Source organism: Candidatus Amarolinea dominans, from assembly GCA_016719785.1.
In the GTDB taxonomy this organism is placed as follows: domain Bacteria; phylum Chloroflexota; class Anaerolineae; order SSC4; family Amarolineaceae; genus Amarolinea; species Amarolinea dominans.
Genome location: JADJYJ010000001.1, coordinates 357198 through 377418, shown reverse-complemented (window position 1 = coordinate 377418; position 20221 = coordinate 357198). Strand labels below are relative to the sequence as shown.

Annotated in this window: 13 protein-coding genes and 4 pseudogenes; 14 read left to right on the top strand and 3 right to left on the bottom strand. The window is 64.2% G+C overall.

Annotated elements, in window-relative coordinates; genetic code table 11:
* Positions 1 to 82 precede the first annotated feature (82 nt).
* The 9 genes and pseudogenes from tkt (at position 83) to IPM84_01910 (ending at position 12103) form a co-directional block, all read left to right on the top strand.
* Complete coding sequence (gene tkt / locus IPM84_01950; GenBank protein MBK9091536.1) at positions 83 to 2086, top strand: transketolase; 2004 nt, start codon at positions 83 to 85, stop codon at positions 2084 to 2086.
* Positions 2087 to 2119: 33 nt separating this feature from the next.
* Positions 2120 to 3808 (top strand): glucose-6-phosphate isomerase, encoded by a 1689-nt coding sequence (gene pgi / locus IPM84_01945; GenBank protein MBK9091535.1) that lies wholly within the window; start codon positions 2120 to 2122, stop codon positions 3806 to 3808.
* Positions 3809 to 3876: 68 nt separating this feature from the next.
* Positions 3877 to 5560: pseudogene (locus IPM84_01940) on the top strand (alpha-D-glucose phosphate-specific phosphoglucomutase).
* A 14-nt stretch (positions 5561 to 5574) separates the two neighbouring features.
* Entirely contained in the window at positions 5575 to 6519 is a 945-nt protein-coding gene (locus IPM84_01935) for an ATP-binding cassette domain-containing protein (GenBank protein ID MBK9091534.1), read from the top strand.
* Between the two features lie 15 nt (positions 6520 to 6534).
* Complete coding sequence (locus tag IPM84_01930) at positions 6535 to 7788, top strand: ABC transporter permease (GenBank protein MBK9091533.1); 1254 nt, start codon at positions 6535 to 6537, stop codon at positions 7786 to 7788.
* 29 nt (positions 7789 to 7817) lie between these two features.
* Positions 7818 to 9008, top strand: coding sequence for an ABC transporter permease (locus IPM84_01925; GenBank protein MBK9091532.1), 1191 nt, complete (start codon positions 7818 to 7820; stop codon positions 9006 to 9008).
* 62 nt (positions 9009 to 9070) lie between these two features.
* Positions 9071 to 10261: pseudogene (locus IPM84_01920) on the top strand (ATP-binding protein).
* A gap of 714 nt (positions 10262 to 10975) precedes the next feature.
* Positions 10976 to 11698 carry an AAA family ATPase gene (locus tag IPM84_01915; GenBank protein MBK9091531.1) on the top strand — a complete coding sequence of 241 codons (723 nt, stop codon included), beginning with the start codon at positions 10976 to 10978 and terminating at the stop codon, positions 11696 to 11698.
* Between the two features lie 177 nt (positions 11699 to 11875).
* On the top strand, positions 11876 to 12103 hold the full coding sequence (locus tag IPM84_01910) for a PD-(D/E)XK nuclease domain-containing protein (protein ID MBK9091530.1): 228 nt from the start codon (positions 11876 to 11878) through the stop codon (positions 12101 to 12103).
* Positions 12104 to 12214: 111 nt separating this feature from the next.
* On the opposite strand, the gene IPM84_01905 is transcribed toward IPM84_01910, so the two are convergent.
* The 3 genes from IPM84_01905 to IPM84_01895 are packed head-to-tail and all read right to left on the bottom strand — an operon-like array spanning position 12215 to position 13252.
* Positions 12215 to 12391, bottom strand: a complete 177-nt coding sequence (locus IPM84_01905; protein MBK9091529.1) for a hypothetical protein — start codon at positions 12389 to 12391, stop codon at positions 12215 to 12217.
* Positions 12388 to 12996 carry a hypothetical protein gene (locus IPM84_01900; protein MBK9091528.1) on the bottom strand — a complete coding sequence of 203 codons (609 nt, stop codon included), beginning with the start codon at positions 12994 to 12996 and terminating at the stop codon, positions 12388 to 12390. Before IPM84_01900 ends, IPM84_01905 begins: the two co-directional genes overlap by 4 nt.
* Complete coding sequence (locus IPM84_01895) at positions 12965 to 13252, bottom strand: hypothetical protein (protein MBK9091527.1); 288 nt, start codon at positions 13250 to 13252, stop codon at positions 12965 to 12967. The genes IPM84_01900 and IPM84_01895 overlap by 32 nt, the downstream gene beginning before the upstream one ends.
* A 209-nt stretch (positions 13253 to 13461) precedes the next feature.
* On the opposite strand from IPM84_01895, the pseudogene IPM84_01890 reads away from it, so the two are divergent.
* The 5 genes and pseudogenes from IPM84_01890 to kdpC all read left to right on the top strand — a co-directional run bounded on the left by IPM84_01890 (position 13462) and on the right by kdpC (position 20202).
* Positions 13462 to 15419, top strand: a pseudogene (locus IPM84_01890) (APC family permease).
* 150 nt (positions 15420 to 15569) lie between these two features.
* Positions 15570 to 15662 (top strand): K(+)-transporting ATPase subunit F, encoded by a 93-nt coding sequence (gene kdpF / locus IPM84_01885; protein MBK9091526.1) that lies wholly within the window; start codon positions 15570 to 15572, stop codon positions 15660 to 15662.
* Positions 15659 to 17405 (top strand): annotated as a pseudogene (gene kdpA / locus IPM84_01880) (potassium-transporting ATPase subunit KdpA). The gene kdpF and the pseudogene kdpA overlap by 4 nt, the downstream one beginning before the upstream one ends.
* Positions 17406 to 17421: 16 nt before the next feature.
* Positions 17422 to 19563 (top strand): potassium-transporting ATPase subunit KdpB, encoded by a 2142-nt coding sequence (kdpB, locus tag IPM84_01875; protein ID MBK9091525.1) that lies wholly within the window; start codon positions 17422 to 17424, stop codon positions 19561 to 19563.
* A 66-nt stretch (positions 19564 to 19629) separates the two neighbouring features.
* Positions 19630 to 20202, top strand: coding sequence for a potassium-transporting ATPase subunit KdpC (gene kdpC, locus IPM84_01870; protein ID MBK9091524.1), 573 nt, complete (start codon positions 19630 to 19632; stop codon positions 20200 to 20202).
* The last annotated feature ends 19 nt before the right edge of the window (positions 20203 to 20221 follow it).

The window sequence follows — 20221 nt, the reverse complement described above, 5'->3', positions numbered from 1 at the left end:
GACAAAGGTGAATGCAGGCGCTTTGACTGTCAGGCATCCCCGTGCGATAATGGGAGCGATATCTAAATTCGTGAGGATTGTCATGCAGGAAACCAAAGAACTTCAAGCATTAGCTATCAATACCATTCGCTTCCTTTCTGCGGACGGCATTCAGCAGGCCAATTCGGGACATCCGGGCTTGCCCATGGGCGCGGCGCCCATGGCCTACGCAGTCTGGACCCGCCACCTGCGCCACAACCCGGCCAACCCGGCCTGGGCCAACCGCGACCGCTTCATCCTGTCCGGCGGGCATGGCTCCATGCTCCTGTACAGCCTGATCTACCTGACCGGCTATGATCTGCCGCTGGACGAATTGAAGCGCTTCCGCCAGTGGGACAGCCTGACGCCCGGCCACCCGGAGTACGGCCTGACGCCCGGCGTGGATGCCACCACCGGCCCTCTGGGGCAGGGCCTGAGCAACGGCGTTGGCATGGCTATCGCCGAGGCGCACCTGGCCAAGGTCTATAACCGGCCGGGATATGAAATCATTGATCATTACACCTACGCCATCGTCACCGATGGCGATCTGATGGAAGGCGTCGCCGCGGAGGCCGCGTCGCTGGCCGGTCACCTGGGCCTGGGCAAGCTCATCTACCTCTACGACGACAACCGCATTTCCATCGAAGGCTCCACGGAGATCGCGTTCACCGAAGACCGCGGCAAGCGCTTCGAGGCCTACGGCTGGCATGTCCAGGCTGTGGCCGACGGGCTGGATGTGGAGACCATTGACCGGGCCATCCAGGCAGCCAAAGCGGACCCGCGGCCCTCGCTCATCGTGGTGCGCAACATCATCGGCTACGGGCTGCCCACCCGCCAGGGCACCGCCAAGGCGCATGGCGAGCCGCCAGGCGACAAAGAACTGAATGCGGCCAGGGACAACCTGGGCTGGCCCCAGGAACCCCGCTTCTACGTACCCGATGAGGCCCTGGCCTTCTTCCGCCAGGCCGCGGCACGCGGCGCCGAGCTGGAACAGGCGTGGCAGCAGAAGTTTGCAGCCTACCGCGCCGCGTTCCCCGAACTGGCCGCTGAACTCGAGCGCCGCCTGGCCGGCCAACTGCCGGATGGTTGGGCCGACACCCTGCCCGTCTTCCCGCCCGATGCCAAAGGACTCGCCTCGCGCGCCTCATCTGGCAAGGTGCTCAACGCCCTGGCCGACCGCCTTCCTGACCTGGTGGGCGGCTCGGCCGACCTGGCGCCCTCGACCGTCACCTGGATGAACAACAGCCCTGCGTTTGCCCCTGATTGCCGCGAAGGACGCAACCTGCATTTCGGCGTGCGCGAGCACGGCATGGGCGCGGTGGTCAATGGCATGGCCTACCACGGCGGCGTCATTCCCTTCGGCGCGACGTTCATGGTCTTCTCCGATTACATGCGCCCCGCGCTGCGCATGGCTGCGCTTTCGCACCTGGGCGCCATCTTCATTTTTACCCATGACAGCATCGGCGTGGGCGAGGATGGCCCCACCCACCAGCCGGTGGAGCAGATGGCCGCGCTGCGGGCCATCCCCAACCTGACGGCCCTGCGCCCCGCGGACGCCAACGAGGCGCGCGAGGCCTGGAAGATCGCCATCGAAAATCGCCACCGCCCCACGGCCCTGGTGCTGACCCGACAGAACCTGCCTACGCTGGATCGGTCCGTCGTCGCGCCGGCCGCGGGTGTGCGCAGGGGCGCTTACGTGCTGGCCGACCTGGGAGAGGGCCAACCACAGATCATCCTGATGGCGAGCGGTTCGGAGGTGAGCCTGATCGTCGAGGCCGGACAGCGCCTGGCTGCACAGGGCGTCACAGTTCGCCTGGTTTCGTTCCCCAGTTGGGAGCTGTTCGGCGAGCAGGACGCCGCCTATCAGAACGCGGTGCTGCCGCCGGAGATCACGGCGCGGCTGGCGGTGGAAGCCGGTGTGACGATGGGCTGGCATCGTTGGGTTGGCTCACAGGGCCGTGTGCTGGGCATTGACCGCTTTGGCGCCTCGGCCCCCGCGGCCACGGTCTTCGAGAAATTCGGCTTCACGGTGGAAAACGTGGTGAAGATCGCGGAAGGACTGCTGTAGAGCGTAACTGCTCAGGATGTAAAGGTGGCAAGTATGCCTGTACTCAAAGAATTGCCTGCCTGGCAGGCATTGGCTGCGCATCAAAGGGAGATGGCCGATCGTCACATGCGGGACCTCTTTGCCCAGGATCCGCAGCGCTGCGAGCGTTTCTCGCTGCGGCTGGGCGACATCCTGCTCGATTACTCCAAGAATCGCATCACCGAAAAAACGATGGCGCTGTTGCTCGATCTCGCACGCCAGGCCGGCCTGCAAGCGAAGATCGAAGCGATGTTCTCCGGTGAAAAATACAACAACACGGAAAAGCGCGCGGTGCTTCACATTGCCCTGCGCAATCGCGCCAACCGGCCGATCCTGGTGGATGGCGTGGACGTCATGCCTGCGGTCAATCGGGTGCTGGCGCACATGCGCGAGTTCAGCCAGGCGGTGCGGTCGGGCGCGTGGCGCGGCTACAGCGGCCAGGCCATCACCGATATCGTCAACATCGGCATCGGCGGCTCGGATTTGGGGCCTAAGATGGTCTGTGAGGCGCTGAAGCCCTACGGCGGGCGGTCGTCAGGCCCGCCTCTGCGCGTCCATTTCGTTTCCAACGTAGACAGCACCGACCTGGTCGAAACCCTGAAACTCGTCAACCCGGAGACCGTGCTGTTCCTGGTGGCTTCCAAGACTTTCACCACCCAGGAAACGATGACCAACGCGGGGACCGCGCGGGCCTGGTTCCTGGCCGCGGCCGTAGGGGCAGGTCTTGCACCCGCCCAGGCCGAAGCCGCGGTGGCCAGGCATTTCGCGGCCATGTCCACCAACACGGCCGCGGTGACGAAGTTCGGCATTGACCCGAAGAACATGTTCGAGTTCTGGGACTGGGTGGGCGGCCGCTACTCGCTGTGGTCGGCGATCGGCCTCTCGATTGCGCTCTACCTGGGGATGGACAACTTCGAGGCGCTGCTGGCCGGCGCGCACGCGGTGGACGAACATTTCCGGTCGGCCCCGTTCGGCCAGAACCTGCCTGTGATCCTGGGCGTGCTCGGCATCTGGTACAACAACTTCTTCGACGCCCAGTCGCACGCCATTCTGCCCTACGACCAATACCTGGTGCATTTTCCGTCCTACTTCCAGCAGGGCGACATGGAGAGCAACGGCAAGGGCGTCACCCGCAATGCCGAGTGGGTGGACTACACGACCGGCCCGATCATCTGGGGGCAGCCCGGCACCAACGGTCAGCATGCCTTTTACCAGTTGATCCACCAGGGCGCCAAACTCATCCCGTGCGACTTCCTGGCCGCGGCCCAAAGCCACAACCCGCGGGGCGATCATCATTCCATCCTGCTCTCGAACTACCTGGCCCAGACCGAAGCGCTGATGAAGGGCAAAACGACGGCGGAGGCCCGCGCCGAGCTGATAGCCGCGGGCCGGCAGCCCGGGCCAGAGCTGGACAGGCTGGCGATCCACAAGACCTTCACCGGCAACCGGCCGACCAACTCCTTGCTCTATCCGAAGCTGACGCCGACCGTTCTCGGTGTACTCATCGCGCTGTACGAGCACAAGATCTTCACGCAGGGCGCGATCTGGGATATCAACTCCTTCGATCAGTGGGGCGTTGAGTTGGGCAAGCAGCTCGCCACGGCCATCTTGCCGGAGCTTCAGGCCGAGGGCGATGTATGCACCCACGATGCTTCCACCAATGGCTTGATCAACGCGATCAAGCGGTTTCGGGTTGGAAGTTGAAGATTCGATTCCCGGAGAGAAGGGATGAACCTGTTGACTCTATTTCTAAGCGAGAAAGGAGCTTCGCTATGAGCTTACACCTGCTGGCGGGCAAGCCGGCCCCCCCCGAGACCCTTGTCAATGTGCCGCGCCTGATTTCGGCCTACTACACCGGGGAGCCGGATCCGGCCAACCCGGCGCAGCGCGTGGCCTTCGGCACCTCCGGGCACCGCGGCTCGTCCCTCAAGGGCAGTTTCAACGAAAGCCACATCCTGGCGATCTCGCAGGCCATCTGTGAGTATCGCCGGGCGCAGGGCATCACCGGCCCCCTCTTCATCGGCATGGACTCGCACGCCCTGTCGGAGCCGGCGCTGATGAGCGCGATCGAGGTGTTTGCCGCCAACGAGCAGGAGATCATGATTGATGCGGACCGCGGCTACACCCCAACGCCGGTCATCTCCCATGCCATCCTCACCCACAACCGCGGCCGGACGAGCGGACTGGCCGACGGCGTGGTCATCACACCCTCGCACAATCCCCCGGACGACGGCGGCTTCAAGTATAACCCACCGAGCGGCGGCCCGGCCGACACCACCGTCACGAAGGCGATACAGACCCGCGCCAATGAGATTCTGCAGAATGATCCTGATCCTGCAGGACACAGCGCGCGCCGTCAAGCGCATGCCGCTGGCTCGCGCCCTGAAAGCCGGGACCACGCACCTCTACGATTTCATCACCCCCTACGTGGCGGACCTGCGCCACGTCATCAACTTCCCGGCCATCGTCGCGTCTGGCCTTCGGATCGGGGCTGATCCTATGGGCGGCGCCAGTGTGGCCTATTGGGAGCCGATTGCGGAGACCTACGGCTTGAACCTGACCGTGGTCAATCCAAGAATAGATCCTACCTTCTCCTTCATGACCGTGGACAAGGACGGCAAAATTCGCATGGACTGCTCGTCGCCCTATGCCATGGCGAGCCTGATCGGGCTGAAGGACCGTTTCGACATCGCTTTCGGCAACGACACGGACGCGGACCGGCATGGCATTGTCACGCCCAGCGTCGGGCTGATGAATCCAAACCACTACCTGGCCGTTGCCATCTGGTATCTGTTCCAGAACCGGCCCGGCTGGCGAGCGGACGCGGCCGTGGGCAAGACGCTGGTGTCCAGTTCTATGATTGACCGCGTGGCAGCCTCCCTGGGCCGACGGTTGTGTGAGGTGCCCGTGGGCTTCAAGTGGTTCGTGGATGGCCTGGTGGACGGCTCCTTTGGCTTCGGCGGCGAAGAGAGCGCGGGCGCGTCCTTCCTGCGTCAGGATGGCGCCGTGTGGACCACCGACAAGGATGGCATCATCCTCGACCTGTTGGCGGCCGAGATCACCGCGGTGACAGGCCGCGATCCGGGCGAGCATTACCGGAACCTGACCGCGCAATTCGGCAGCCCGGTCTATGAACGCGCCGATGTCGTCGCCACGCCGGCCCAAAAGGCCGCGCTGGAACGGCTGTCGCCAGACATGGTCGCCGCGCAGGACCTGGCAGGCGAGCGGATCGTTGCCAGGCTGACCCGTGCGCCCTTCAACCAGGCGCCAATCGGCGGTTTGAAGGTGGTCACTGAGAACGGCTGGTTTGCGGCCCGGCCGTCGGGCACGGAGGACATCTACAAAATCTATGCGGAGAGCTTCCGCGGCGCGCAGCACCTCAAGCTGATCTTCAGCGAGGCGCAGGAGATCGTCGCGGCGGCGTTCAACAAGGCAGGAACAACGTCTTCGACGTGAAGGACGGGATACATATGTCTCCAATTCTCGAAGTTTATGAACTGGTCAAGCAGTACGGCAACTTCACCGCGGTGAAAGGCATTTCCTTCGCGGTCCAGGAGGGTGAGATCTTCAGCCTGCTCGGCCCCAACGGCGCAGGCAAGACCACCACCATCTCGGTGCTTTCCACCCTCTACGCACCCACCCGCGGGGATGCAGTCATCGCCGGCCATTCCGTGACCCGCAGTCCGATGGATGTGCGCCGGGCTATCGGCGTTGTGCCGCAGGAACTGGCCCTTTACGACGACCTGACCGCCCGCGAAAACTTGGTCTTCTGGGGCCAGATGTACGGCCTGGCCGGCAAGGCGCTGGCCGCTCGCGTGGACGAGGTGCTGGCGCAGATCGGCCTGACCGGGCGCGCCAAAGAGCGCGTCAAGACCTACTCCGGCGGCATGAAACGCCGCGTCAACATCGGCGTTGGCCTGCTGCACAAGCCCCGGCTGCTCTTCATGGACGAGCCGACCGTCGGTATTGACCCGCAGTCCCGCCGCGCCATCCTCGACTCGGTCAAGGAGCTGAACCGCCAGGGCATGACCATCCTCTACACCACCCACTACATGGAGGAGGCCCAGGAGCTTTCGCACCGGGTTGGCATCATGGACCACGGCGAACTGATCGCCCTGGGCAGCCAGGCCGAGCTGACCCGCCAGGTGGGCGAGAACGAGACCCTGGTCCTGCACGTCGGCGCGGACGAAGACGCCGAGGCGCTGGCGCAGTCGCTGCGCCCCATTGCAGGCGTTTTGCAGGTCAACGTCACCGATCACGAGATCGCGCTGACTACACACCAGGCGGAGGAAATCCTGGCGCCGGTGGTGACGCGCGCCAACGACCGCGGCATCAAGATTCATTCCATTGACATGCGCGAGCCGAACCTGGAAGCGGTGTTCCTCCAGCTAACCGGCCGCGGCCTGCGCGATTGACCAGGGAGCCAGATCATGAAAAAGCTCATCCTCATCGGTCTCAAAGATGTCAAACTGATCTTCCGCGACCGCGCCGCGCTCACCTTTATGCTCCTCGCGCCCTTTCTGCTGACCATCGGCCTGGGCTTCGTCACCGGCCAGATGGGTCGCAGCAGCACCAGCGGGCTGGCGGCCATCCCGGTGCTGGTCGTCAACCAGGACGACGGCCAGTTGGGCCAGGCCCTGGCAGACCTGCTCCGATCTGAAGATCTGGCCGGGCTGCTGCTGCCCACGCTGGCGGCGGATGCGACCGCAGCTCGCGGCCAGGTGGATGCGGACCAGGCGGCCGCGGCGGTCATCGTACCCGCGGGCTTCAGCGACAGCATCATTCCCCGCAGCGGTCAGACGCCGTCCGGGCAGGCGGTGAAAATCGAAGTCTATAAAAACCCCGGCCGGCCGGTGAGCGCCGGGGTGATCCAGGCCATCGTCGAAGGGTTCATCAGTCGCGTGGAGACGGGCCGCGTGGCCGGCCAGGTGATCGTCGTGCAGGCGCTGACCGCCGGTCTGATCGCGCCCGACCAGGCGCAGGATTTCGCCGTGGCCGTAGGCCAGCGCCAGACCGCAGCGTCTGCAGCCGAGCCGCTCATCCGGCTGCAGTTCTCTGCCAGCGGCGAGGAACAGCAGCCCTTCAACCCGATGGCCTACATGGCGCCGAGTATGGCGCTCCTGTTCCTCATGTTCACCGTCACCAACGGCGGCCGCTCGCTCCTGGCCGAAAAGGCGCAGGGCACGCTGGCGCGGCTGCTCATCTCGCCCACTACCGGCGCCCAGGCGCTGCTCGGCAAACTGTTCGGCGCCTATCTGACCGGCGTCTTGCAGATGCTCATCCTGATCCTCACCGGTTCGCTGTTGTTCGGCCTGCGCTGGGGCGACCCGCTGGGCCTGCTGGTGCTCATCCTGGCCGCGGTGTTCGGCGCGCTGGGCTGGGGCATGCTCATCACCGCGCTGGCGCAGACGCCGGGCCAGGTTTCCGCCGTCGGCACGGCTGTCATGCTCACCTTCGGCATCCTGGGCGGCAGCTTCGTGCAGACCAACATCATGCCATCGTGGTTCCAATGGCTCAGCAGGGTCACGCCCAACGCCTGGGGGCTGGATGGCTTCACCACCCTGGGCCTGGGCGGCACCCTGGCCGATCTGGGCCGGCCCCTGCTGGGGCTGCTGGTGATGGGCCTCGTCCTGGCCGCCGCGGCCATCGCCCTGTTCAACCGCCGCTCGCTGCTGCAAGCCTGAGGTGAGAAGCAAATGAGTTGGGAGTCGTCATGAAAATTTTGAGCATCATCTGGAAAGACACCTTGCTGCGCTTTGCGAGCAGGTCGGAACTGCTTTTTTTCCTCATCCTGCCCATCGTCTTCACTTTCATTCTGGCCGGCGGCACGGGCGCGCCGGCCGACAACCGCATCCACCTGTTGGTGGCCGACCAGGCCGGGTCGCCCCTTTCGCAGCAGATCATCGCGGAGCTGGCGAAATCGGAGTCGGTGCGGCCTGAAGTGGTGACCCTGGCGGAGGGGGAGGCCGCGTTCGCAGATCGCGCCGCCTCGGCCCTGCTGGTCATCCCGGCCAACTGCGACCTGGCCGCCCTGGAGACGGGCGAGATCGTCCTCGACCTGCGCCAACTGCCCAACAATCTCAACGGCGCGGCGGCCGGCCGCTCGGTGCAGGCCGTGCTCTACCGGCTGGGCAGCGCGGTCAGCATTGGTCGCCAGGCCGTGGCGGAGGCGGAGCGCCTGCGGCCCTTCGCAGACGAGGCCGGTCGCAGCGCCTTTTTCGACGCGGCCCTGGTCGCGGCCCAGGATCTGATGGCGCAGGCGCCGGACCGCCTCGAACCGGTCCTGGCCAGCACCGCGGACCCGGTCAAGTACGACCCGGCCGCCAACTCCTCGGCCGGGCAGTTGATCACCTGGGTCTTCATCCCGCTCATCGGCATCTCGGCCGCGTTCGCGTTCGAGCGGCAGACCGGCACCCTGCGCCGTCTGCTGACCACGCCGACCGGCAAGGGCGCCTTCCTGCTCGGCTCCATCCTGGGCAACGTCTTCTGGGCGTTGGTGCAGATGACCCTGCTGATCCTGTTCGGTGTCGTTGTCCTGCGCGTGAATTGGGCGGATCAGCCGGCCGGGCTGGCGCTGGTGATGATCGCCTCGACGCTGGCCGCGGCCGCGCTGGGCGCCATGCTCGGCGCCTTCGTCAAGACAGCCAGCCAGGCCAACGGCCTGAGCATCATGCTGGGCATGGTCATGGCCCTGTTGGGCGGGTGCTGGTATCCCATCGAGCTGTTCCCAGAAACGGTGCGCACGGCCGTCAAGGTGCTGCCCACCACCTGGGCCATGCAGGGCATGACCGATCTGCTGCTGCGTGGGCAGGGCGTGATGGGGGTGCTGCCGGAGGTGGGCGTCCTGCTCGGCTTTGCCGCCATCTTCTTCGCGGTAGGGGTGGCGCGCTTCCGGTACGAGTGAGATCAGAGAAACACCCTGAAAATCCGCCTTGACAAGACGGATTTTCAGGGTATAATGACGCCATGATTTTTCCACGACCACAATTACAGCAAGATATCACACATGCGCTGACGCGCAGCCGGGTCGTCGCGCTCATCGGACCGCGCCAATGCGGCAAGACGACCCTGGCCCGCGAGTTCGTCCCCGCGGACTCAATGAACTACTTTGACCTGGAAGACCCGATCAGCCTGGCCCGGCTCGACCAGCCCATGACCGCCTTGCAGGGTTTGACCGGATTGGTGGTGATTGACGAAATCCAACGCCGGCCCGAGCTTTTTCCACTGTTGCGCGTGCTCTGCGATCGCACGCCCCTCCCGGCGCGTTCCTGATCCTGGGCAGCGCCTCGCCCGCCATGCTGCGCCAATCATCAGAAACACTGGCCGGCCGGCTGGAGATCATCCGCATGGCCGGTTTCAGCCTGGCCGAGGTCGGCGTCGAGATGCAAATGCGCCACTGGCAGCGCGGCGGTTTCCCCCTCTCTTTCCTGGCTGCATCGGACGCTGACAGCCTGGCCTGGCGCCGGAACTTCATCCAAACCTTTCTGGAACGAGACTTGCCACAGTTGGGCGTGAGCATTTCCGCGGCCAGCATGTTTCGTTTTTGGAACATGCTGGCCCATTACCACGGCCAGGTCTGGAATGCCGCCGAAACCGCGCGCAATTTCGAGGTCAGCGAGTCCACGGTGCGGCGCTACCTCGATCTGCTCGAGGGCGCCTTCATGGTGCGCCAGCTGCGGCCCTGGTTCGTCAACCTGGGCAAGAGGCAGATCAAGTCACCCAAACTCTATTTTCGGGATACCGGCATCCTGCACCAGATGTTGGGCCTGCGCGAGGAACGTGATCTCTGGCTGCATCCCAAGAGCGGCGCCTCGTGGGAGGGCTATGTGATCGAAGAGGTCATCAAGGCGGTTGATCCGGACGAGGCCTACTTCTGGGCCACGCACTCCGGCGCAGAGCTTGATCTGCTGCTGTTCACTGGTGGCCGTCGCGTGGGCGTCGAGTGCAAGCGCATGGACGCCGCGGCTCACCCCTTCCATGCGCAGCGCGCTGACGGACCTGGCGCTCGATCACCTGATCGTCCTCTATCCCGGTGAGCGCCCCTATCCCCTGGCCGAGCGCGTCACCGTGTTGCCCCTGGCATACCTGGCGCAGGGAAGCCAGGCCCTGGACGCGGCGTTGGCTGTCCACGGTACAACATGGATCAGCCCGCCTTGACCTGCCCCCCGACCCCCCAACTTTGGGGGGAGACGCATTCCCCCAGGATTGGGGGGCAGGGGGGCACTCCGGGCGCTATCGAGACCATTCTCACTGCCTGGCTGAGCAGTTACCGCGCGGCTCTGATTGCCAGCAGCGGGGCGAAGATGCTATAATCTCCCTGGGGCGCTATCTCACCCTCAACGCGGCGCGGCAGACGGGCAGGACCACCCTCTTTCGTGAGGCGGCAGCAGAGATGGAGGCTGGTTGATCATTGACGAGTTCGACGCGGTTCAGGAGGAGGTGCAATGATGCTCAAACTGTTGCCCATCGGCATCCAGAGCTTTCGCAAGCTGATCGAAGGCGGCTATCTGTATGTGGACAAGACGCGCTGGATCTACGAGCTGATCCGCAACCCCTCGGGCGTCTATTTCCTGGCGCGGCCGCGACGCTTCGGCAAGAGCCTGCTGATCTCGACCCTGGAGGAGATCTTCCGCGGCAACCGACCGCTCTTCCGCGGGCTGTGGCTCGACGACCAGCCCTACGACTGGCAGCCCTTCCCGGTCATCCGCATGGATCTCAGCCTCTATCGCGCCGAGAACGCTGAGCACCTCAAGCTCGTGCTGGCCGAGATGCTGGGCGAGTTGGGGGAACGGGCCGGCATCGCGCTGGGGCCGGGCGACCACCTCAAGCGCTTGCGCGAGCTGGTCGGGGCTGGCGGGCGACGGCCGCGTCGTGATCCTGGTAGACGAGTACGACAAGCCGCTGCTCGATCACCTGGACGACCTGGCCGAGGCGCGCCGCGTGCGCGAAGTGTTGCGCGGCTTCTATGGCGTCATCAAGGGCATGGACGCCCACATTCGCTTCGTTATGTTGACCGGTGTGAGTAAATTCAGCAAGGTCGGCGTCTTTTCGGGATTGAACAACCTGGAGGACATCAGCCTGGACACTCGTTTTGCGACCTTGCTCGGCGTGACCGAGGCGGAACTGCTCGACCATGCGACCGGCTATCTGGCGCAAATGGCCGATCAGGAACAGGTTGCCTTCGATGCGCTGCTGGCGCAGGTGCGCAACTGGTACAACGGTTTCTGCTTTGCGGCCGATTGCCAATCGGTCTACAACCCCTTCTCCTTGTGGCTCATGCTCAGCCAGAAGCGATTCGGCAATTTCTGGTTCGACACGGGCACGCCGACCTTCCTGATCAAGTTGATCGAGCAGCGCGGCTACGACGTGCGCGAGCTGGGCAACCGCGACTCAAGCGACCTGGCCTTCAGCGCCTACGATCTGGACGAGCTGCCGATCGTGCCGCTGCTCTACCAGACCGGCTACCTGACCATCAAGCGCTACGATCCGACCAGCCGCCTCTATCGCCTGGGCTACCCCAATTACGAAGTCGAGCACGCCTTCCTGACCTACCTGCTGGCTGCGTTCACACCATCTGACATCGGCGCGGCTTAGCGGAGTTGTGGCGGCTGCGTGAGGCGCTGCAGGCGGCCGATTTCGATCAGGCCTTCGCCATCCTGCGCGCCTTCTTCGCCAGCATCCCCTATGACATCCAGATGCCCCAGGAGCGCTATTACCAGACCGTCTTTTACCTGGTGTTCCGCCTGTTGGGGCTGCAAACCGGCGTGGAGGTTGCGCTCCAGTCAGGGGTCAGGCCGGCACGCGATCGTCGAGCTGGCCGAAGGGGTGTTCATCTTCGAGTTCAAGCTGGAAGGAACCCCGGCCGACGCGCTGGCCCAAATCCGGCGGCAAGGCTACGCCGAGCCGTACCTGGGCAGCCTCAAGCCGGTCTACCTGATCGGCGTGCGCTTCGACCTGGCTCAGCGCACCATCGCAGGATGGGAAATGGCGCGCAACTGAACAGGTGTCGGTGATCGTCCCCGTCTACAACGACGAGCGCTTCCTGACCGGGGCGATCCAGTGTGATCCCTTCGGCCAGCAGGCTGATCATCAATCGTATCGGCCTGCTGCTCAAGCAGGCGGTGCGTGATGACCTGACCCCCGCGCCGCCGCCTTCGACGCCCGCAGCGCACGCAGTGTGACCCACGGGTTGGGCTGCTTTTTGGCCCCGAAGTCGGTCCAGGTCTTGCCGGCGTAGTCGTACTCCAACGGCCAGCGCCCCGCGGCATCCTGCTTCGAGTGGATCACATCGAACGCGTGGGCCAGGCGCGGTCGTGACCGTAACCCAATGCGACCAGCGCTTCGACGTTTTGCAGCAGATCGGTGACGTAAAAACGGGAAAAGCCGAACTTCCACCAGTTGCTGCTGGGCTTCTCGGCCCAGCCATTGGGGTATCCGGCCAGGGCGGGGTCTGTGCCCAGCGAAGGCGATCCCGCGGCCGATGGCCCGTTCCATGGCGGTGTTCGCCTGGCGGCCGGCCAGCGCCCCAGGGCCAGCATCACCTTGACCGCGCCCCAGGCGCACGGCAGCTTGTTGTTCGACCCGCAGGCGAAGTCCGGCCCGCATTTGCCCGCGTAGTAGCGGACCGGCGCATTCTTCTCCTCCAGCGGTGCGATCCCCTCGCCGGTGACGCTGCGCGCCAGCCAGTCGAAGGCGGCTTCCAGCCGCGAATCGGCGCAGCCCAGCTCCAGCAGCGCCCAACAGAGGTTGCCCTGCAGGCAATCGGCCGTGCCGGAGGGCGCGCCGTTGACCGAGAACTGACCGCCGGGCGTCAGCGCGTGATCCAGCAGGTAGGCGCAGGCCCGGCCGATGCGCTCATCTTCACTGCTCGCAGCGCCCAACTGCGCCAGCAAGATGACTGCCCAGACGGGCCGCGATACTTGGGATAGTAACCGGGGTAGGCTCGGCCCAAAAGCCGGGCCGCGTCCATCTGTGCGAGGACGGCGGCAATCGGCCCTGGCGCGGTGTGCGGCGCGGCGCCTCCGCCAACTGCGGGTCATCGGCCGACCGATCGAGCAGGTCACGCAGCGCCAGGTAGCGCACGCCCGGCCCATTCTCGGCCAGCAGCCAGGGGAGCGGATCAGCTTTCAGAAGAGTTTTCCCGGTCATGGATTGCCTCCGAAGACATCGAATCAAAGCTCCATTCTCGTTGAGTCAACCTATCACGAATTGTAGCACAAGGGTTCACGTTACACCATCCGTGGGTTCAGTAATTCAATTGACCTTTTCTTGACCTGTTCACCCTCTTTCTTGTCTCCTCTTTGACGCGCTCCTGAGTACACTGTTGTCATCTCCGACAAATCCCAGGATTTCTTTTCATGCTAAACAACCAACGACTTGATTCGAGTAAGGGCTACACCGTCATCGAGCGCACAGAAGCGCCCATCGCCCCGCAAAAGTCCATCTGGGTACGGCTCATCGGCCAACCCCTGCGTAGCATTGACCTGCCGCATCAGACGGTCGGCAAGCTCGTGGGCCTGGCGGTGTTCGCCTCCGACGCGCTTTCGTCCACCGCGTATGCCACCCAGGAAATCCTGATCATCCTGGCGGCGGCCGGCACGCTGGCGCTCGGTTACGTCTTTCCCATCGCCATCGCCATCACCGCCCTGCTGGTAATCGTCACTGTGTCCTACGAGCAGACGATTCACGCGTACCCCGGCGGCGGCGGCGCCTACATCGTGGCGCGCGATAACCTGGGCGAATTACCCGCGCAGACCGCCGGCGCGGCCCTCCTCACCGACTACGTTTTGACCGTGGCGGTGTCCGTCTCATCTGGCGTCGCGCAAATTGCCTCTGCGTTTCCAGATCTGTTTCCCTATCGCGTACCGCTCGCAGTGGCCCTGGTCGCTGTTGTCATGTTGATCAATCTACGCGGGGTCAAGGAATCCGGCGCGACCTTCGCCTTGCCCACCTACTTCTTCATCGTGATGATGTTTGCCACGGTTGGCGTTGGCCTGTTCCGCGCCCTCTCTGGGACGCTGGGAACCGTGAGCAATCCCCCCCATGCGGTGCTGGAAACCGGTTTGGGCGTCGTGACCCCCTTCCTGCTCCTGCATGCCTTCTCCAGCGGCACGGCCGCGCTGACCGGCATCGAGGCGATCTCCAATGGCATCACGGCCTTCCGCGAGCCGCGCAGCCGCAACGCCGGCATCACCTTGATCTGGATGGCGGCCATCCTAGCCACGTTGTTCCTCGCCATCAGCTTCCTCTCGCGCGTCATGGCCGCCGTGCCCTCCGAGGAGGAGAGACAGTCATCTCGCAGCTGGCCCGGACCGTGTTCAATGGACAAGGCCCTCTCTACCTGGGCCTCATCGCCGCCACCACCCTGATCCTGGTCCTGGCCGCCAACACATCGTTTGCCGACTTCCCGCGGTTGGCTGCCCTTCACGCCGGCGACGGCTTCCTGCCCCGTCAGCTCACCTTGCGAGGCAGTCGGTTGGTTTACTCGTATGGCATCGTGGCCCTTGCACTGGTTGCGAGTCTGCTCATCATTGCGTTCAACGCCAGCGTCACCGCCCTGATCCCGCTCTACGCGATCGGCGTCTTCCTCTCCTTCACGCTGTCGCAGGTTGGCATGGCCCGGCGGTGGTGGAAAGCCGGCCATTTGTCTCCCGGTCAGGAGGTGAACGAGCCGGGGTCCGTGCTGCGCTACCAACCGGGCTGGCAGGTCAAGATGGTGATCAATGCCTTCGGCGCCTTTTGCACCGCCGTCGTCGTCATCGTCTTCGCCGTCACCAAATTCAGGGATGGCGCCTGGATCGTCATCTTCCTGACGCCCACCCTGGTCTTCATCTTTTTCCGCATCCATGCGCACTACAAGCGCCTGGCGAAGCAGCTTTCGCTGGAAAACTACCAACCGCGCGTGCCTTCGTTTCGTCACCGCGTCATCCTTCCCATCGGCGGTGTCCACCAGGGGACCCTTGAAGCGCTGCACTATGCCCGCATGCTGTCCCATGATTTGACCGCCGTCCATGTCTCCGTGGAGCCGACCGAAACCGAGCGCATCAAGGACAAATGGGCGACCTGGGGTGAAGGAATCCGCCTGGTGGTTCTCGATTCACCCTACCGCGTCATGTACGAACCGCTGCTCGCTTACATCGAAGAAGTGGCCAGCCGGCGCCAGCAGAACGAACGCATCACGATCGTCGTACCCCAGTTCGTACCGAAGCACTGGTGGCATAACCTGCTGCACATGCAGACTGCGACTTTCCTGCGATTTGCGCTGCTGTTCAAGAAGAACATCGTAGTGACCGACGTACCCTACCAGGTCGAGTAGCATAAGCCGCGCTGGGTGTGAATGGATGGTTGGGGTACATCATGGAGGTGTCTCGGTGAGCGATCTCGCGTTCGTGGGCCTTGCACTGGCTTTCTTCGCCGCCAGTTGGGCTTTCGTGTGGATGTGCGAATGGCTGAAGGGAGGTGACGCATGAGCCTGATGGTTGTGGCTGTCGGTCTGATCACGCTGTCGCTGTTGGTCTATCTGTTCGTGGCTCTGTTGAAACCGGAGAAATTCGGATGAGTACTTTGGATTGGCTCTTACCTGTTGTCTATCTGGTTGTCCTGCTGCTGCTCGTCAAGCCGCTGGGCGGGTTCATGGCGCGCGTGTATGGCGGTCAGCGGACGTTTCTTCACCCCGTGCTGGCGCCCGTCGAGCGCATCTCCTATCGCGCCGCGGCGGTGAACCCCGATGCCGAGATGACCTGGAAGACGTATGCCGTGGCGATGCTGGTCTTCAACCTGCTGGGTCTTCTGGTTGTCTATCTGCTGCAACGGCTCCAGGGTATCCTGCCGTTCAACCCGCAGGGGACTCGCGGCGGTGTCGCCCGATTCATCCTTCAACACCGCGGTCAGCTTTGCTACCAACACCAACTGGCAGGGCTACGGCGGCGAAACGACGATGAGCTACCTCACGCAGATGCTGGCGCTGACCGTGCAGAATTTCGTCTCCGCGGCGACGGGCATGGCCGTGCTGATTGCTTTGGCTCGCGGGATTGCCCGTCATACGGCGCAGACGATCGGCAATTTCTGGGTTGATCTGACGCGTTCGACCCTCTACATCCTGCTGCCGCTCTCGATCCTGCTCGCCCTGGTGCTCGTTTCGCAGGGCGTGGTGCAAACCTTCAATCCCTATCAAAATGTGGCCTTGTTGCAGCCCGCGATAGACGCCAATGGCAATATGGTGACGGAACAGGTGCTCGCCGTCGGCCCGGCGGCTTCACAGATCGCCATCAAGCAACTGGGCACCAACGGCGGCGGCTTCTTCAACGTCAACTCGGCGCACCCGTTCGAGAATCCCACACCGCTGTCCAACTTCCTGGAGATGCTTGCCATCCTGCTGATTCCGGCGGCGCTGTGCTACACCTTCGGCAAGATGGTGGGCGACACGCGCCAGGGCTGGGCTGTGCTGGCTGCCATGACGATCATCTTTGTCGTGCTGGTCGCGGTAGCTGTCTGGGCGGAACAGAGCGGCAACCCGGCGCTCGCTGCCTTGGGCGTTGACCAGGTGCAAAGTGCTGCCAACCCCGGCGGCAACATGGAAGGCAAGGAGGTGCGTTTCGGTGCTGCCAGTTCTGCGCTTTGGGCGACGGCCACAACAGCCGCGTCGAACGGCGCGGTCAACGCGATGCACGACTCCTTCATGCCGTTGGGCGGTCTTGTGGCGATGTGGCTGATGCAGTTAGGTGAGATCATCTATGGCGGCGTCGGCTCCGGGTTGTACGGAATGCTGGCGTTCGTCATCGTCGCGGTGTTCGTCGCCGGGTTGATGGTCGGCCGCACGCCGGAATACCTCGGCAAGAAAATTGAAGCCTACGAAATGAAAATGGCTTCGCTCATCCTCCTGATTCCGATCCTCGCGGCGAAGATAGGCACCGCAGTGGCAGTTCTGGCTCCTGGCGGCATTGCCACCATCTTCAACCCTGGGGCGCATGGTTTCAGCGAGGTGCTCTATGCCTTTTCGTCGGCGGCCGGTAATAACGGCAGCGCCTTCGCCGGCTTAGGCGCGAACACGCCGTTCTACAACACGGCGCTCGGCATCGTCATGCTGATCTCACGCTACTGGCTGGCGATCCCAGCCCTGGCGATTGCCGGCTCGCTCGTGAGCAAGAAGAAAGTTCCCGCGGGCGCGGGGACGTTGCCCACGCACACGCCGCTCTTCATCGCGTGGCTGATTGGCGTCATCGTGATCGTCGGCGCGCTTAGCTTCATCCCGGCGCTAGGACTTGGGCCGATTGTCGAGCATCTCATGGTCTTTGGCCGCTAGTAAGATAGGTATTGCAATGACTACCCAACTCAAGAAACAGACTCCCATGCGGCGTGAGCTGTACCAACGCGCCATCCTGGAGTCGTTTGTCAAACTGAATCCGCGCTTGATGGTGCGCAATCCCGTCATGTTCGTGGTGGAAGTGGGCAGCGTACTCACCACGCTCCTCTGGATACAGGCTCTGTTCGGCCGCGGGGAAGCGCCCGCAGCCTTCATCGGCGCCGTCGCGATCTGGCTGTGGTTCACCGTGCTGTTTGCCAACTTCGCTGAAGCCGTGGCCGAAGGGCGTGGCAAGGCCCAGGCCGAAGCGCTGCGCCGCACACGACATGAGACTCAGGCCAGGAAGCTGTCGCAGCCTGTTGATGCGATCCTCCGTGAGCTGCGGGCGGCCACGAACGGCGCGCTTGCGGAGCGTCCTTCCTATAAATGTGAATCTGTTTCCTCGGCCGCGCTGCACCGTGGCGATGGCGTCCTGGTCGAGGCCGGCGACACCGTCCCGGCCGACGGCGAGGTGATCGCCGGCATTGCGTCGGTGGACGAGAGCGCGATCACCGGTGAGAGCGCGCCCGTGATCCGTGAGGCCGGCGGCGACCGCAGCGCCGTCACGGGTGGGACGCGTCTGCTCTCAGACTGGCTCCTGGTGCGCGTCAGCGCTGACCCCGGCGAGGGCTTCCTCGACCGCATGATCAGCCTGGTGGAGGGCGCGAAGCGCCAGAAGACGCCGAACGAGATCGCCCTGAACATCCTGCTGGCCGGTTTCACGATCATCTTCCTGGTCGTGTGCGCAACCCTGCTGCCCTATTCGGTGTACAGCGTCGCGGCGGCCGGTCAGGGCACGCCGGTCACGATCACCGTGCTGATTGCCCTGCTGGTCTGCCTCATCCCGACTACCATCGGCGGCCTGCTCTCGGCCATCGGCATCGCCGGCATGGACCGCTTGATCCAGCGCAACGTGATTGCCATGTCGGGCCGCGCCGTGGAAGCAGCCGGCGATGTGGACGTGCTGCTGCTGGACAAAACGGGCACGATCACGCTCGGCAACCGCCAGGCGGTGGCGTTCATCCCGGTGAATCACACCGATCCGCGCGCCCTCGCCGAAGCGGCGCAGCTTTCCTCGCTGGCTGACGAGACGCCGGAGGGCCGCAGTATCGTCGTGCTGGCGAAGGAACAGTACGGCCTGCGCGGCCGCACCGTCGGCGCGGGACCCGAGGCGCCTGAGGGTATGCACTTCATCCCCTTCACGGCGCAGACGCGCATGAGCGGCGTGGATCTGGATGGGACACACATTCGCAAGGGCGCGCCCGACGCCATGTTGACATACATCCTGGGTTTCGATCGGCCGGTGCCGCCCGACCTGAGACCCGCCGTGGACGAGATTGCACGCACTGGCGGCACGCCGCTCGTGGTGGCCCGCAATGGCGAGGCGTTGGGTGTCATCCACCTGAAGGACATCGTCAAGGGCGGTATGAAGGAACGTTTCGCGCAACTACGGCGAATCGGTATCAAGACGATCATGATCACCGGCGACAACCCGCTGACGGCCGCCGCCATTGCCGCGGAAGCGGGCGTGGATGACTTCTTGGCGCAGGCGACGCCCGAAGCGAAACTCAAGCTGATACGCGAGTACCAGGCCGGCGGCCGGCTGGTGGCGATGACCGGCGACGGCACGAACGACGCGCCCGCGCTGGCCCAGGCCGACGTGGCGGTGGCGATGAATACCGGCACGCAGCCGGCGCGCGAGGCTGCCAACATGGTGGATCTGGACAGCAACCCGACCAAGCTGATCGAGATCGTGGAGATCGGCAAGCAGTTACTGATGACGCGCGGCGCGCTCACCACGTTCAGCATCGCCAACGACGTCTCCAAGTACTTCGCCATCATCCCGGCCGCGTTCGCTTCGACCTACCCGGCGCTGGCCGCGCTCAACTTCATGCGCCTTACGTCCCCGACCAGCGCCATCCTGTCGGCGGTGATCTTCAACGCCCTGATCATCATCGCGTTGATCCCGCTGGCGCTGCGCGGCGTGGCCTATCGGCCGGCGCCGGCCGCGCAACTGCTGCGCGACAACCTGTTGATTTACGGCGTGGGCGGGCTGGTTGCGCCGTTCGTCGGTATCAAGCTGATAGACATGTTTTTGGCATTTCTGAGGTTAGCATAGTAGAGACGTTGCATGCAACGTTTCTACTATGGCGCATTTGGCGCATCATGGAAGAGGTCCACAATGATGAAAACCCTGTTTCGGCCGGCGGCTGTGCTGCTGGCCTTGTGTACTCTCCTGACCGGCATCGTCTACCCGCTTGCGGTGACCGGCCTGGCCCAGGTGATATTCCCGTCTCAGGCCGACGGCAGCCTCATCTGGCAAGATGGTCGGATCGTCGGTTCGGCGCAGATCGGCCAGTCGTTCGATGATCCCAGGTATTTCTGGGGCCGCCCATCGGCAACGGCGCCGTTTCCCTACAACGCGGCGGCGTCATCCGGCTCCAACCTCGGGCCGAGCAATCCCATGCTGTTGGAAGCCGTTCACGCGCGCATCGCCGCGCTGCGTGCTGCCGACCCAGGCAACATCCAGGCGGTTCCGGGCGATCTGGTGACCGCCTCCGCCAGCGGCCTCGATCCGCACATCAGCGTCGCGGCGGCGCTCTACCAGGCGCCGCGCGTGGCGCGGACGCGTGGCCTCACCGCCGAAGCTGTCGTGCAACTTGTGGCGCAGCACACCGAAGACCGCCAGTTGGGATTCCTGGGTGAGCCGCGCATCAACGTGCTGAAGTTGAACCTGGCGCTGGATGGGGTAGAATAGGCCCCAGACGTATCTTCTC

Bases quoted from the DNA above. Each gene is read 5' to 3' on its own strand.
- tkt (MBK9091536.1), top strand. From the start codon at position 83: ATGCAGGAAACCAAAGAACTTCAAGCATTAGCTATCAATACCATTCGC.
- pgi (MBK9091535.1), top strand. From the start codon at position 2,120: ATGCCTGTACTCAAAGAATTGCCTGCCTGGCAGGCATTGGCTGCGCAT.
- IPM84_01935 (MBK9091534.1), top strand. From the start codon at position 5,575: ATGTCTCCAATTCTCGAAGTTTATGAACTGGTCAAGCAGTACGGCAAC.
- IPM84_01930 (MBK9091533.1), top strand. From the start codon at position 6,535: ATGAAAAAGCTCATCCTCATCGGTCTCAAAGATGTCAAACTGATCTTC.
- IPM84_01925 (MBK9091532.1), top strand. From the start codon at position 7,818: ATGAAAATTTTGAGCATCATCTGGAAAGACACCTTGCTGCGCTTTGCG.
- IPM84_01895 (MBK9091527.1), bottom strand. From the start codon at position 13,252: ATGACCGGGAAAACTCTTCTGAAAGCTGATCCGCTCCCCTGGCTGCTG.
- kdpF (MBK9091526.1), top strand. From the start codon at position 15,570: ATGAGCCTGATGGTTGTGGCTGTCGGTCTGATCACGCTGTCGCTGTTG.
- kdpB (MBK9091525.1), top strand. From the start codon at position 17,422: ATGACTACCCAACTCAAGAAACAGACTCCCATGCGGCGTGAGCTGTAC.
- kdpC (MBK9091524.1), top strand. From the start codon at position 19,630: ATGAAAACCCTGTTTCGGCCGGCGGCTGTGCTGCTGGCCTTGTGTACT.